11 protein-coding genes are annotated in these 14,682 nt (G+C 73.9%); 6 read left to right on the top strand and 5 right to left on the bottom strand.

Annotated elements, in window-relative coordinates:
* The first annotated feature begins 105 nt into the window (after positions 1–105).
* A complete protein-coding gene (gene pepN, locus CG719_RS02520; protein ID WP_100566813.1) occupies positions 106–2,724 on the top strand; it encodes an aminopeptidase N in 2,619 nt (872 codons plus the stop codon).
* Between the two features lie 240 nt (positions 2,725–2,964).
* Here pepN and CG719_RS02515 read toward each other — a convergent pair whose 3' ends face one another.
* Positions 2,965–4,023 carry an EamA family transporter gene (locus CG719_RS02515; protein ID WP_100566812.1) on the bottom strand — a complete coding sequence of 353 codons (1,059 nt, stop codon included), beginning with the start codon at positions 4,021–4,023 and terminating at the stop codon, positions 2,965–2,967.
* Positions 4,024–4,101: 78 nt separating this feature from the next.
* Here CG719_RS02515 and CG719_RS02510 point away from each other — a divergent pair, with 78 nt between their 5' ends.
* On the top strand, positions 4,102–4,629 hold the full coding sequence (locus tag CG719_RS02510; RefSeq protein WP_100566811.1) for a MarR family winged helix-turn-helix transcriptional regulator: 528 nt from the start codon (positions 4,102–4,104) through the stop codon (positions 4,627–4,629).
* Between the two features lie 149 nt (positions 4,630–4,778).
* Here CG719_RS02510 and CG719_RS02505 read toward each other — a convergent pair whose 3' ends face one another.
* The 3 genes from CG719_RS02505 to CG719_RS02495 all read right to left on the bottom strand — a co-directional run bounded on the left by CG719_RS02505 (position 4,779) and on the right by CG719_RS02495 (position 7,762).
* Positions 4,779–5,048 carry a hypothetical protein gene (locus CG719_RS02505; protein ID WP_100566810.1) on the bottom strand — a complete coding sequence of 90 codons (270 nt, stop codon included), beginning with the start codon at positions 5,046–5,048 and terminating at the stop codon, positions 4,779–4,781.
* A 119-nt stretch (positions 5,049–5,167) separates the two neighbouring features.
* Entirely contained in the window at positions 5,168–7,447 is a 2,280-nt protein-coding gene (gene malQ / locus CG719_RS02500; RefSeq protein ID WP_100566809.1) for a 4-alpha-glucanotransferase, read from the bottom strand.
* On the bottom strand, positions 7,448–7,762 hold the full coding sequence (locus CG719_RS02495) for a hypothetical protein (protein WP_100566808.1): 315 nt from the start codon (positions 7,760–7,762) through the stop codon (positions 7,448–7,450).
* 239 nt (positions 7,763–8,001) lie between these two features.
* Between CG719_RS02495 and CG719_RS02490 the strand changes: the two genes are divergently transcribed.
* The 4 genes from CG719_RS02490 (at position 8,002) to CG719_RS02475 (ending at position 13,758) form a co-directional block, all read left to right on the top strand.
* A complete protein-coding gene (locus CG719_RS02490; RefSeq protein WP_442802699.1) occupies positions 8,002–11,037 on the top strand; it encodes a beta-N-acetylglucosaminidase domain-containing protein in 3,036 nt (1,011 codons plus the stop codon).
* Between the two features lie 137 nt (positions 11,038–11,174).
* On the top strand, positions 11,175–11,717 hold the full coding sequence (locus CG719_RS02485; RefSeq protein ID WP_100566806.1) for a PadR family transcriptional regulator: 543 nt from the start codon (positions 11,175–11,177) through the stop codon (positions 11,715–11,717).
* Positions 11,714–12,403, top strand: a complete 690-nt coding sequence (locus tag CG719_RS02480; protein ID WP_100566805.1) for an ABC transporter ATP-binding protein — start codon at positions 11,714–11,716, stop codon at positions 12,401–12,403. Before CG719_RS02485 ends, CG719_RS02480 begins: the two co-directional genes overlap by 4 nt.
* Positions 12,400–13,758, top strand: a complete 1,359-nt coding sequence (locus CG719_RS02475; RefSeq protein ID WP_100566804.1) for a hypothetical protein — start codon at positions 12,400–12,402, stop codon at positions 13,756–13,758. The genes CG719_RS02480 and CG719_RS02475 overlap by 4 nt, the downstream gene beginning before the upstream one ends.
* 177 nt (positions 13,759–13,935) lie before the next feature.
* Here the strand turns inward: CG719_RS02475 and CG719_RS02470 are convergent, their stop codons facing one another.
* The gene (locus CG719_RS02470; protein WP_100566803.1) at positions 13,936–14,472 is read right to left on the bottom strand and encodes an HNH endonuclease; all 537 of its coding nucleotides are present in this window, start codon (positions 14,470–14,472) and stop codon (positions 13,936–13,938) included.
* Positions 14,473–14,682 lie beyond the last annotated feature (210 nt).

The following is a 14,682-nucleotide window of genomic DNA, read 5'->3' as shown; positions in this document are numbered from 1 at the left end:
GACTCGCGCTCCACCGCCCCGGTCACCGGCGGGTTCCGGTCGTCGCCTTCCGCCCGGGTCACGTGGAAAGATGGCGCAATCCACACATCACGAGGAGATGACCGCGTGCCTGGCACAAACCTGACTCGCGAAGAGGCGCAGCAGCGGGCGAAGCTGCTCACCGTTGACTCGTACGAGATCGATCTCGACCTCTCCGGCGCGCAGGGTGGGGGTCCCACCCGCTCGAACGGAGCTGAGAGTGGGGGAGGCACCTACAGGTCCGTGACCACGGTGCGCTTCGACGTCGCCGAGGAAGGCGCCGCATCCTTCATCGACCTGGTGGCCCCGGCCGTCCACGAGGTGACCCTCAACGGCGACTCCCTGGACCCCGCCGAGGTCTTCGCGGACTCCCGGATCGCCCTGCCGGGCCTGCTCGCGGGCCGCAACATCCTGCGGGTCGTCGCGGACTGCGCGTACACCAACACCGGTGAGGGTCTGCACCGTTTCGTCGACCCGGTCGACGACCAGGCCTACCTCTACACCCAGTTCGAGGTACCGGACGCCCGACGGGTCTTCGCCTCCTTCGAGCAGCCGGACCTGAAGGCCACCTTCCAGTTCACCGTGAAGGCGCCCGAGGGCTGGACGGTGGTGTCCAACTCGCCGACGCCCGAGCCGCAGGAAGACGTCTGGGTGTTCGAGCCGACGCCGCGCATCTCGACGTACATCACCGCGCTGATCGCCGGCCCGTACCACAGCGTCCACAGCGTGTACGAGAAGGACGGCCAGTCGGTCCCGCTCGGCATCTACTGCCGGCCCTCCCTCGCCGAGTTCCTCGACGCGGACGCGATCTTCGAGGTCACCCGGCAGGGCTTCGACTGGTTCCAGGAGAAGTTCGACTACGCCTACCCGTTCGAGAAGTACGACCAGCTCTTCGTGCCGGAGTTCAACGCGGGCGCGATGGAGAACGCGGGCGCGGTCACCATTCGCGACCAGTACGTCTTCCGGTCCAAGGTGACCGACGCGGCGTACGAGATGCGCGCCGAGACCATCCTGCACGAGCTGGCCCACATGTGGTTCGGCGACCTGGTCACCATGGAGTGGTGGAACGACCTGTGGCTGAACGAGTCGTTCGCCACGTACACCTCCATCGCCTGCCAGGCGTACGCCCCCGGCTCGCGCTGGCCGCACTCGTGGACCACGTTCGCCAACTCCATGAAGACCTGGGCGTACCGGCAGGACCAGCTGCCGTCCACCCACCCGATCATGGCGGACATCCGTGACCTGGACGACGTCCTCGTCAACTTCGACGGCATCACCTACGCCAAGGGCGCGAGCGTCCTCAAGCAGCTCGTCGCCTACGTCGGCATGGACGAGTTCTTCCGGGGCGTGCAGGCGTACTTCAAGCGGCACGCCTACGGCAACACGCGCCTGTCCGACCTGCTCGGCGCGCTGGAGGAGACCTCCGGGCGCGATCTGAAGACCTGGTCGAAGAAGTGGCTGGAGACGGCCGGCATCAACATCCTGCGCCCGGAGATCGAGACGGACGAGGCGGGGGTCATCACCTCCTTCGCCGTCCGCCAGGAGGCCCCCGCCCTGCCGGCCGGCGCCAAGGGCGAGCCCACCCTGCGCCCGCACCGGATCGCGATCGGCCTGTACGACCTCGACGAGGCGAGCGGCAAGCTGGTGCGCGCCGCGGACGGCCGGATCGAGCTGGACGTGGACGGCGAGCTGACCGCCGTGCCGCAGCTGGCCGGCCGGCGCCGCCCCGCGGTGATCCTGCTCAACGACGACGACCTGTCGTACGCCAAGGTCCGCCTGGACGAGGGATCGCTGGCCGTCGTCACCGAGCACCTGGGCGACTTCGAGTCCTCGCTGCCGCGGGCCCTGTGCTGGGCGTCGGCCTGGGACATGACCCGGGACGGGGAGCTGCCGACCCGCGACTACCTGTCCCTGGTGCTGTCCGGGATCGGCAAGGAGTCCGACATCGGTGTGGTGCAGTCGCTGCACCGCCAGGTGAAGCTGGCCGTCGACCTGTACGCCGACCCGGCCACCCGCGAGGCCCTGCTCACCCGCTGGACGGACGCCACGCTGGCGCACCTGCGGGCGGCGGACGCGGGCAGCGACCACCAGCTCGCGTGGGCGCGCGCCTTCGCAGCGACCGCGCGTACGCCGGAGCAGCTCGACCTGCTCGAGTCGCTGCTGGACGGCTCGCAGACCATCGAGGGCCTGGTCGTGGACACGGAGCTGCGCTGGGCGTTCGTGGAGCGGCTGGCGGCCGTCGGCCGGTTCGAGGAGGCGGAGATCGCGGGCGAGTACGAGCGCGACAGGACGGCGGCCGGTGAGCGGCACGCGGCCACCGCCCGCGCCGCCCGCCCGACCGAGGAGGCCAAGGCCGAGGCCTGGGCGTCGGTCGTCGAGTCCGACAAGCTCCCGAACGCCGTCCAGGAGGCGGTCATCGGGGGCTTCGTGCAGACCGACCAGCGCGAGCTGCTCGCGCCGTACACCGACCGGTACTTCGAGATGGTCAAGGACGTCTGGGACGCCCGTTCCCACGAGATGGCCCAGCAGATCGCGGTCGGCCTCTACCCGTCGATCCAGGTGTCCGAGGACACCCTGCGCAAGACCGACGAGTGGCTGGCCTCGGCCGAGCCGAACGCGGCGCTGCGCCGGCTGGTCTCGGAGTCGCGGGCGGGCGTCGAGCGCGCCCTGAAGGCCCAGGCGGCGGACACGGCGGCCCAGCCGTAACACGGCCCGACGACGACTAAGGTCCTTCGTTTGGATCAGGCCGGATCAGGGAGCGGGGTCTGGTGCCGTGCCTCGCAAGGCGGAGGAGGGCGGCAGGGCGGAGCCCTGCCAACCGACGACAACACCGCGAGGCACGGTGCCAGGGCCCGCGAGCCCGGCATGATCCAAACGAGAGGCCCTAGGGGCGCCCGGTGCTCGACCGGGCGCCCCTTCCTCTTTCCCTCTGCGCCCTCCGTCCCGTCACTCCTGGCGGACGCATGCCTCCCGCACCGGACCGGCGAGCCGTACCCGACGGGTCCTGCGCGGCGACGGTGGAGCGGCCCCCGCTCGCTGCCCCGCGAGGGAACCCGCGTGGCCGACGTCCGCCCCCGGACCGCCGCACCGCGCCCGCACACCGGAAGCCGCACCACCGCGCGCGCCGCCGCCGCGTCCGGGACCGAGCTGTCCCGCCACCGTCGCGCCGAACGCCAGTGCCATGCCGGCCAGTTGGACCGGGGTGAGCGCCTGTCCGAGGGCGGCCCAGCCGACCACGGCGGCGGTGAGCGGCGACAGCGGGCCGAGGAAGGTGACCCGGGTGGCGGAGAGCCGGCCGATGCCGCGGAACCAGAGCCAGTAGGCGAGCGCCGTGTTGGCCAGGGCGAGGTAGGCGTAGCCGCCGAGGGCGCGGGCGTCCAGCGCGGGCGGAGGCCTCTCGGCCAGCAGGGCGAGGGGTGCGATCAGCAGGCCGCCCGCGGTGAGCTGCCAGCCGGTCAGCGCGAGCGGACCGACACCGGCCGGGCGGCCCCATCTCTTGGCCAGCACGGTGCCGGTGGACATCGAGGCGGTGGAGGCGAGGGCGGCGGCGACCCCTGCGCCGTCCAGCGCGCCGGCCGCCCTCAGCACGACGAGGCTGACCCCGAACGCGGCCACGATCCCGGTGAGCAGCGCCCGCCCCGTCGGCCGCTGCCCCAGCAGCGGCGCGGAGAGTCCCACGACGAACAGCGGCCCGACCGAGCCGACGACCGCCGCCATCCCGCCCGGCAGCCGGTACGCGGACAGGAACAGCAGCGGGAAGAAGGCGCCGATGTTCAGCGCGCCGAGGACCGCCGCCTTCCACCACCAGGCGCCCTTCGGCAGCACCCGGGCCATCGCCAGCAGCAGGAGCCCGGCGGGCAGCGCCCGGGCCAGCGCCGTGAAGAGGGGCCGCCCGGGCGGCAGGAACTCGGTGGTGACGGCGTAGGTGGTGCCCCAGGACACCGGGGCGAGGGCGGTGAGGGCGGCCAGGGACCAGGTGGCGGCGGGACGCCGGGAGTCAGCCATGCAATTAGCTTAGCTGCAAGTTACTTACCGTCAAGCTACTTTCTTGCGGTCGACCGTAGGGCGGCGGATACTCGGTCCATGACTGAACGCCCCCGACCGCGCGCGGACGCCGTCGACGCGATCATCGACCAGTGGGCGGCCGTGCGGCCCGATCTCGACACCGCGGGGATGGAGGTCTTCGGGCGGATCTTCCGGCTCTCGCGGACGATGGGAGACCGGATGGAGAAGGCGTACGCGCCGTTCGGGATCTCGCGGGGCGAGTTCGACGTGCTGGCCACGCTGCGCCGGGCCGGCGAGCCCTACACGCTCTCGCCCCGGCAGCTCTCGGCGACCCTCATGCTCACCACGGGCGGGATGACCGGGCGGCTGGACAAGCTGGAGGCCGCGGGGCTGCTGCGCCGCTCGCCGGATCCGCACGACCGGCGGGGCCTCAGGGTCACGCTGACCGGCAAGGGGCTGCGGCTCATCGACGAGGCGGTGGGAGCGGGACTGGCCGCGCAGACGCAGGCGCTGTCCGGCCTGGACGCCGAACGAGCGGGCGAGCTGGCCGGCCTGCTCAGGGAGCTGCTGGCCGGGGCGTCGGAGTCACCGGGGGCACCGGCGTAGGGCCCTCGCGGCCGCCCGGAACTCCGGTCCCGCAACGCACCCAGGGCGCCCACCTCGCCCACGTACGGCGGCTGTGCGCGTACGTACGGCGAGGTCGGCGCCCTCGGAGGGATCGTGCTGCGGACGGACCGCGGCGGGAGAGGACCCCGTCAGGCCTTGGCCTTGACGTCCACGTCCCGGCTCACGCGCGGCTGCCGGTCCTTGGACTTGTCCAGGACCATGACCAGGCCGGTGATGACCAGGAACAGCAGGAGCGGGAGACCGACGAACAGACCCAGCGTCTGGATGACGCTCAGGCCCTTGCCGGGGTCGTCGCCGTCGTCGCGCGTCAGCGCGAGCGCGGGAGACGACATGAGCAGCATCATCAGCGTCGTACCGGCGGCCAGAGCGCCGGCGCGCAGGGCGTTCTTCTTGTCCACGGTGCAAACGTAGCGAACCCCGGAACGGGTCGCGCGCCCGGGGTGCCGTATTCGCACCGGACAGCCGCGGAAAAAACCGCACGGGTCGCACCCTCGCGGGCCCCGGCGCTTCCCGGCGGTCAGCCCGTGTCGTCCGGCGCGGTCCGTGCGTCCGTCCGCAGCACGTCCGTCAGGGCGCGCAGCCGGGGCGACGCGGCGAGTTCCTCCAGGGTGACCGGGCGGCCCTCGGCGTCGGCGACGGGCAGGCGCCAGTTCGGATACTGGTTCCAGGTGCCGGGCAGGTTCTGCGGACGACGGTCGCCGACCGTGTCCGGCAGCCACAGGCCGATCATGCGGGCCGGGGTGCGCAGCAGGAAGCGGTGGACCGCCTGGATCCCGGCCTCCTCCGCCGCCGCGCCGCCGGCGCCGTCCGTGCGTCGCAGCAGGCCCAGCTCCGTCAGCAGCGCCAGCCACTCGTCCGTGTCCGCGGCGGCCTCCGCGCGCTCCTCCTCCAGGGGGCGGGTGAGCAGGCCGAGGCGGTGGCGCAGGGCGACGTGTTCGCCGGTGAGGCGGGCCGCCGTGGACGGCAGGTCGTGGGTGGTGGCGGTGGCCAGGCAGTCCGCGCGCCAGCGTTCCGGGGGCAGCGGGCGGCCCGACCCCTCCCAGTCCCGTTCGAACCACAGCACCGAGGTGCCGAGCACCCCGCGCCGGTCCAGGGTCTCGCGCACCCCGGGCTCCACCGTCCCGAGGTCCTCGCCGATCACCACGGCCCCGGCCCGCGAGGCCTCCAGCACCAGCACGGCGAGCATGGCCTCGGCGTCGTAGCGGACGTACGTACCCTCGGTGGGCGGCAGGCCCTGCGGGATCCACCACAGCCGGAACAGGCCCATGACGTGGTCGATGCGCAGGGCACCGGCGTAGCGGAACAGGGCGCGCAGCAGCCGGCGGAAGGGCGCGTAGCCGGAGGCGGCGAGCCGGTCGGGGCGCCAGGGCGGCAGGCCCCAGTCCTGGCCGCGCGCGTTGAAGGCGTCCGGCGGTGCGCCGACGGACATGCCGGCCGCGAAGTGGTCCCGCTGCGCCCAGGCGTCGGCCCCGCCGGGGTGCACGCCCACGGCGAGGTCGTGCACGATCCCGATCCCCATGCCCGCCTCCCGGGCGGTGCGCTGGGCGTCGGTGAGCTGGGCGTCGGTGAGCCAGGTGAGCCAGGAGTGGAAGTCGACGCGGTCCCGCAGCGCGGCGCGGGCGCGGGCGGTCTCCGTCGAGCGCGGGTCGCGCAGCCCCTCGGGCCACCGGCTCCAGTCCGAGCCGTGCACCTCGGCGAGCGCGTACCAGGTGGCGTGGTCCTCCAGGGCCTGCCCCTGTTCGGCGAGGAAGTCGGCGTGGGCGGCGCGGCGGCCGGGTCCGAGCGGCACCCGCCGCACCAGCTCCAGCGCCTCGCGCTTGAGCTCCCACACCGCGTCCCGGTCGATCAGCGCGCCCTCGTCCAGTACGGCGGCGCGCAGCCGGCCGGCCCGCTCCAGCAGGGGCCGCAGCCGCTCGCGGTCCTCGGCGTACGCGAACTCCGGGACGTCCTCGACGCGCAGGTGCACCGGGTCGGGGAAGCGGCGCGAGGAGGGGCGGTAGGGGGACGGGTCGGCGGGCGGTCCGGGCACGGCCGCGTGCAGCGGGTTGACCTGCACGAACCCTGCTCCCAGCGTCCGTCCGGCCCAGCCGCTCAGCTCGGCCAGGTCACCGAGGTCGCCCATGCCCCAGGAGCGGTGGGAGAGGAGGGAGTAGAGCTGGACGAGCAGGCCGTACGAGCGTGCCGCCGGGGTGGGCAGCCGGGGCGGGGCGGCGATCAGGTGCGCCTGCCCGGTGCGGCCGTCGGGGGCGGTGGCGGTCAGCCGGTGGACGCCGGGTGGCAGGGGGGCCACGGGGGCCGTCGGGTCCACGCGGTCGCCGGTCCGGTCCACACCGTGCACCCATGTGCGGGTCTCGCCCTGCTCGGTCTCGACGTCCAGCCGGGTGCCGGGGGGCAGTCCGGCGAGGGCGGCCGGCGGCAGCCCGGCGTCCGCGTCCGCCGCGGGGCCTCCGCCCGTGGGGGCGTCCGCCGCGGGGCCCAGCCAGTGCACCACCGTCGGTGGCAGCAGCCGTTCGTCCCTTCCTCGTTCGCGGGCGGTGAGCGCGGCACGGGCGGCCGCCGGGGTGCTCGCGTCGATGTCCAGGGCGGCCAGGGCCGCGACGACCGCGGTGGCGGAGGCGGTGACCGTACGGCCCGGGGAGGGGCTGTAGGAGGTGGCGACGCCGTGCAGCGCGGCGAGCCGGGCCAACTCGTCACCGAGAGGCCCGGGAGGCTCGGAGGACCCGGCAGGCCCGGCAGGCCCGGCGGGTTCGGGAGACCCGGTGGATCCGGGAGGTTCGGCCGGCCGCGGTTGTGTCATCTACAACTCCGCGCGGCAGGGGTCTTGTTCGGCCGACTCGGCGACCGACTCGCTGGTCAGGGGGGCGGCCTCGGCGAGCGGCGGCTCACTGGTGAGCGGCTCGGCGTCGGGCAGCGGCGGCTCGCTGGTGAGCGGGACGTCGGCGTAGGCGCCCTCCGCGCTGAACACGCTCGGGCCGGATTCGGCGGGCAGCCGGGGCTCGGGCATCCGGCCGGCCGGGGTCGGCAGTCCGTCGTCGGGCAGCAGGTGGTCGGCGGGCGGCTCCGCCACATGTTTGGACAGGGCCGAGAGCAGAAGGTGTGCCGGTGCGGCCACGGGGGCCTCCTTGTCGAGTACGGCGTCAAGGGGATTACCGCAGCCCTACCCAGTGCGCGCCGGGGCAGACGTAGGAGAACGGCCTACGTGCCGCTGGTCACATTCCCTTCCACCAGGTTGGGGCAATCGCGGCACAACGGCCACTCTCGTTGACACCTACCCCTGGGGATGGTGTGGTCAGGACTCTTCGACACCGCCTTCGGCTCCGCCCGGCGAAGGCCGATCGACGAGGAGGGGCCGTGCGGCTTCGGCGCGGTATGGGGCAGGGAAAGAGCGCGGCCGTACTCGCGCTCGCCGTCCTGGCCGGAACACTGGGAGCCGCACCCGCGGCCGTCGCGGCGCCGTCCGCCCCCGATCCCGGCACCGGCCTCCCGGCCGCGAACCCGGAGCACCCCGCCACGGCCTCCTCCGACCTCGCGGTGTGGCCACGTCCGCAGTCCCTGCAGGAGACCGGCGGCGCGGTGAAGGTCGCCGACCGGGTCGTCTCCCTGGTCGCCGACGCGGACGCGGACCCGTACGCCCTGAGCGCGCTGCGCTCGCTGCTGTACGAGGCCGGGGCCCGGGCCGTCACGGACCTCCGGGGAACGGACGCGGTTCCGGTGGGCACCCTGGCGGTGCGCGCGTACACCGATCGGGCGCACAGCGACCCGCGGCACGCGCTGCCCTCCGGCGGCTACCTCCTCACCACGGGCAAGGACGCCGTGACGCTCACCGGCGCCGGCGAAGACGGCCTCTTCCACGCCGTGCAGACGCTGCGGCAGCTTCTGCGCCCCGACGGGACCGTTCCCGGTGTGAACGTCCGGGACTGGCCGGGCACCGCCGTGCGCGGCACCACGGAGGGCTTCTACGGCACCGCGTGGACACAGCAGCAGCGGCTCGGCCAACTGGACTTCATGGGCCGTACCAAGCAGAACCGGTACCTGTACGCCCCGGGCGACGACCTCTACCGCCAGGAGCGCTGGCGCGAGGCGTACCCGGCCCCGCAGCGGTCCGCCTTCCGTGAGCTGGCCGACCGGGCGCGCGCCAACCACGTCACGCTCGGCTGGGCGGTGGCCCCGGGCCAGTCGCTGTGCTTCGCCTCGGACGACGACGTACGGGCGCTGAACCGCAAGCTGGAGGCGATGTGGGCGCTCGGCTTCCAGGCGTTCCAGCTCCAGTTCCAGAACGTCAGCTACAGCGAGTGGCACTGCGGCGCGGACCCGGCCCGTTTCGGCTCCGGTCCGGACGCGGCGGCACGGGCGCAGGCCCGGGTGGCGAACGAGGTCGCCCGCTATCTCGCGGAGCGGCACCCGGACGCGGCGCCGCTGTCGTTGATGCCGACGGAGTTCTACGAGGACGGCTCGACGCCCTACCGGCAGGCGCTGGCGTCCGCCCTGGACGCCTCGGTCCAGGTCGCCTGGACCGGGGTGGGTGTGGTGCCGCGGACCATCACGGGCGACGAACTGGCCGACGCCCGGGCGGCGTTCGCGCATCCGCTGGTCACCATGGACAACTACCCGGTCAACGACTACGCCGAGGACCGCATCTTCCTCGGCCCGTACACCGGGCGCGACCCGGCCGTCGCCAGCGGCTCGTCCGCCCTGCTGGCCAACGCGATGGAGCAGGCGGAAGCCTCCCGCATCCCGCTGTTCACGGCGGCCGACTATGCCTGGAATCCCCGCGACTACCGCCCCGAGGAGTCCTGGAAGGCGGCGGTCGCCGACCTCGCGGGAGGCGACGAACAGCGCCACGAGGCGCTGTCGGCGCTGGCCGGCAACGACGCGTCCTCGGTGCTCGGCGGCACCGAGTCGGCGTATCTGCGCCCGCTGATCGCGGCCGTCTGGCAGGCCCGTACGACGACGGACCGGGCCGCGAACGAGCAGGCCGAGCAGCGGCTGCGTGCCGCCTTCAAGGTGCTGCGCGAGCTGCCGCAGAACCTGTCGGGCGACGGCACCCTTGCAGCCGAAGTCGCGCCGTGGTCCGCGCAGTTGGCGCGCTACGGCAAGGCGGGCGAGGCGGCGCTCGACATGCTCGGCGCCCAGCGCGCGGGCGACGCGGCGGGCGCCTGGACCGCGTACCGGACGCTGGACCGGCTGCGGGCCGGCGTCAGGAGCGCCGACGTGACGGTCGGCAAGGGGGTTCTGGACCCCTTCCTGGACCGGGCGCGGCAGGAGTACGAGACCTGGGCCGGCCTGACCCACGAGCCGGCCGTGGACCCGGGTGGGGCGCCGGACGGCCGCACGGTCCGTTTCCCGAGCGCCCGCGCCCTCACCGCCGTGACGGTCCTCAGCGACCCCGGAACGACCGGTGCCGTCGAGGTCCACATCCCCGGACAGGGCTGGCGCCGGGTGGGGACGCTGACGGAGCAGGGGGCCACGGAGATCGTCACCGCGCAGTCCCCGTCCGCGGACAGCGCGGTGACGCACCCGCCGGCCCTCTGGCCGCCGGTCTCCCCGGCTCCCGACCTCTGGACGCGCCCGCCGGCCCTCGTGCAGCCCACTCCCCCGCCGGCCGGCACCCGTGTCGACGCCGTCCGCGTGACCGACGCCTACCCCTTGCGGGTGCGCCACCTGGTCCCCTGGTTCGCCGACACCCCGGTGGCGGACCTGGAGCTGCCGCGGGCCGAGGCCGACGCGGAGATCGGCGGCACGGAGCGGCTGAGCGCCCGGCTGTCCTCCGGCCGTCCCACCGACGTGCGGGGAAAGGTCACCGTCGAGGCCCCCGAGGGCATCGAGGTCCGCGTCCCCACCAAGCCGGTCACCGTGCCCCGCGGCACCACGGTGAACGTCCCCGTCGAGGTGATCGTGCCGCCGGCCTCGCCCTCCCGCTCGTACGACATCCGCGTCACCTTCGCCGGAGTGACCCGCACCGTCACGGTCCGCACCTTCCCGCGCACCGCGGGCCCCGACCTGGCGCGCACCGGCACGGCGAGCTCCTCCGCCGACGAGACCGCCGACTTCCCGGCCTCCGCCGCGATCGACGGCAACCCGGACACCCGCTGGTCCTCCCCCGTCGACGACGGCGCCTGGTGGCAGGTGGAACTCCCGCAGCAGGTGCGCCTGGGCAAGGTCGCCCTCCACTGGCAGGACGCCCACCCCTCCGCCTACCGCATCCAGGTCTCCGCCGACGGCCGGCGCTGGCGCACCGCCACGACCGTCCGCGGCAGCGACGGCGGCCGCGAGACCCTGCGCATGGACGCACGGGACGTCCGCTACATCCGCGTGCAGGGCGACAAGCGGGCCACCCAGTACGGCTATTCGCTGTGGTCGGTGGAGGCGTACGCGGTCGCTGACTGAGCCCGCCGGGGGAACGGGACCCTCCGTTCCCCCGTACCGCGATCCTCGGTTTCTTCCGGACTGCGATCCTCGGTTTTCCCGGCCTTCTCGGCGCTTCACTATTCACTCAGTACATGTACTCAGTGCATACTGAGTACATGAGCACCCGCCACATCCTGCTGGGCCTGCTCGCCGGAGGGCCGAGCCATGGCTACGACCTGAAGCGACGCCACGACGAACACTTCCCACAGGCCCGCCCGCTGGCCTACGGGCAGGTCTACACGACCCTGCAACGGCTGGTCCGCGACGGACTGGCCCTGGTGGAGGGCACCGACTCCGACGGAGGACCGGAGCGCACGCTGTACCGCCTCACGGCCGAGGGCTCCCGCGAAGTCGCAGACTGGGCCGGGCAGGTCACGCCTCCCGCACCCTTCGTGGCGAACGAGATCTTCGCGAAGGTCGTCACGGCGATCCTCACCGGCGGCGACCCCGCCGCCCACCTGCTCGCGCAACGCGCCGCGCACATGGAGCGGATGCGGGAGCTGACGGCGGTCAAGACCGCCCCGGGTGCCGATCTGGCGACCGTGCTCTCGGCGGACTACGCCCTCAACCACCTCGACGCCGACCTGCGCTGGATGACCACCACCCAGGCCCGGCTCACCACTCTGACCGCTCTGACCGTGGAGGTCGACCGAGCATGAGCAACCCTCCGGTGCCCCTTCTGGAGGCCCGAGACCTCGTCAAGTCCCATGGCAGGACCCCGGCGCTGCGCGGGGCGAGCCTGGAGCTGCGCGAGGGCGAGATCGTCGCCGTGACCGGCGCCAGCGGCAGCGGGAAGTCCACGCTGCTGCACTGCCTGGCGGGCATCGTCCGGCCGGACGAGGGCTCGGTGACGTACCGCGAGGAACGCGTCGACAGGCTGCCGGAGCAGCGCCTGAGCGAACTGCGCCGCACCGACTTCGGGGTGGTGTTCCAGTTCGGGCAGCTGATACCCGAGCTGACCGCCGTGGACAACGTCGCGCTGCCGCTGATGCTGGCCGGGACCGCGCGGGGGACGGCCCAGGAGCAGGCGGGGGCGTGGCTCGAACGGTTCGGGGTGCGGGAGCAGAAGGCAGCACGGCCCGGGGAGTTGAGCGGAGGCCAGGCGCAACGCGTGGCGCTGGCAAGGGCGTTGGTGACCGGTCCGAGGGTGGTGTTCGCGGACGAGCCGACGGGCGCACTGGACTCGCTGGCGAGCGAACAGGTGATGACGGCCCTGGTGGGAGCCGCCCGGGAGGCGGGCACGGCGGTCCTGCTGATCACGCACGACGCCCAGACGGCGGCGTACGCCGACCGCGAGGTGCGGCTGCAGGACGGCATGACGGTCGCGTCGGAGGTGCTCGCGTGAGGACCGATCTGCGGCTGGCCTGGCTGCTCGTGCGGGGTTCGGACCGGCGGGAGTGGTGGCGGATCGCGCTGACGGCGGTGGGGGCGATGTGCGCGACGGGGCTGGGCCTGGCGGCCGCCGTCCTGGCCACGGTGCGCGGGCAGTACAGCTTCTCCGTCGGAAACGGCCTGCTCGACCAGCCCGGCGAGCGCTCCGGGGTGATCGTCACGCTGCTGCTCCTGCTGGTGCCCGTGCTCGGGTTCCTCGGGCAGTGCGCCCGGATCGGCGCGGTGCACCGCGACCGGCGGACGGCCGTGCTGCGGCTGGCGGGCGCGGAGCCGGGGCGGGTGCGGCGGATCGCGGCGCTGGAGACCGGGCCCGCCTGTCTGCTGGGCTCCGCGCTCGCCACGGCCGGAGCCGGGGCGGCGCTGGTGGCCGTGTGGGAGCGGCCCACCGCGTCGGCCTGGGCCGGGATGGCGCTGGTCGCGGTCGTGGTGCCGGTGCTGGGCACGGCGGCCGGGGTGCTGGCGCTGCGCCGCGTGGTGGCCTCACCGCTGGGGTGGGTGCGGCGGAGCCATGAGCGGCGGGAGAGTCGTGGTCCGGCGCTGATATTCGTGGGCGGCCTGCTGGTCGTGGGCGTGGTGGCGCTGGGGGCGGTGGCCGGTACGTCCGCCGACTCCCGGAATTCGGGCCTGGCACGGGGTCCGGTCATCGTCCTGGCGGCGGTTCTCGCCGTCGGCGCGGGCGCGGTGTGGCTCACGGGCGCCCTGTCCCGGCTGACCGGCCGGCTGCTCGCGGCCCGGACGGGCTCCCCTGCGGTGCTGATCGCGGCGGAACGGCTGCGGGACGACCCGTGGGCGGCGGCCCGCACCCATGCGGCGGTGCTGCTGGTGACGGTGGTCGGGACCGGGTACATGGGGGTGCGGCAGGGCATGCTCACCGAACTGGAGGACATGCGCCGGCGGCAGACGCTCGGGATGAACATGTCCTTCTACACGACCGGGCTGAACCTCACGGCCACGGCCATCGCCGTCGCCCTCGCGATCGTCCTCACGGCGCTCGCCGTCGGTACCGCCGAGTCCGTCGCCACCCGGCGCCGGGCCCTGGCCGCGCAGGTGGCCGCCGGAGTACCCCGACGGGTGCTCGCCCGGGCCCTCCTGCTGGAAACCGCGCTGCCCCTGGCCCCTGCCGTGCTCGTGGCAGGCATCGGCGGCCTGGCCATCGGCGTCTGGTACGGGCTCCTCATCTCCGGGACCGTGCCGTACACGGCGCTCCTGGTCCCGGCCGGCGTGTACGCCACCTGCCTGCTGGCCACGGCCGCGTCCCTGCCACTGCTCCACCGCTCGGCCCGCCCGGCGGAGCTGCGGTACGCGTGATCGTGCGGTCCCGTGGGCACGGGGCCGCGCTGCCCCATGCCGAAGGGCCGCCGGGCGGCCTCCCGCGCCGGCACCTCCCGCGCGCCGGTTCCGGCGGGCCGGGCGGGTGCCCCGGGCCCGTGGGCGGGACCCGGGCCCAGGGCACCCGCCCCTCGGCAATGCGAAGGCCCGGAATCGTCAGGCGGAGATGCCGTCGATCCGGGCCAGGGCGTCGTCCGCGCCGTACGGCTGCAGGTAGGGCAGCCAGCGCGGGTCTCTATGCCCGGTGCCGATGATGCGCCAGGCCAGACCCGTGGGCGGGGCCGGCTTATGGCGCAGGCGCCAGCCGAGCTCGACCAGGTGTCGGTCGGCCTTGACGTGGTTGCAGCGGCGGCAGGAGGCCACCACGTTGTCCCAGACGTGCTTGCCCCCGCGTGAACGCGGGATGACGTGGTCGACGCTGGTTGCGATGCCACCGCAGTACATGCACCGGCCCCCGTCGCGCGCGAACAGCGCCCTTCGGGTGAGAGGAACGGGCCCCCGGTAGGGAACCCGCACGAAACGCTTGAGCCGGACCACGCTGGGTGCGGGGACGGTGACGGTTGCGCTGTGCAGATAGGCGCCGGACTCCTCGAGGCAGACTGCCTTGTTCTCCAGGACGAGGATGAGCGCGCGGCGGAGCGGTACGACGCCGAGCGGCTCGTACGACGCGTTGAGGACCAGGACATGCGGCACGGATGCCTCCTTGTACGCCGGCGGCGCGTGGCTCGCGCCGGGGCTGTCTGCAGTCAGTTTCCCCTCATGCCTGGTGAACGCGCCACCATGTCCCGGTAACGGGCTGGGAGTGTTTTCGACCACACCTCATTCATCCCCCGGACCACGGCCCCTTCACACAGCCTGTTCAGAGGCCGGTGGTCACCGTCCCCCCACGCGCCCTTCCTGGAA

The organism is Streptomyces sp. CB01373 (assembly GCF_002803075.1).
Lineage (GTDB): Bacteria > Actinomycetota > Actinomycetes > Streptomycetales > Streptomycetaceae > Streptomyces.
This window is presented reverse-complemented; position numbering and strand designations above follow the sequence as displayed.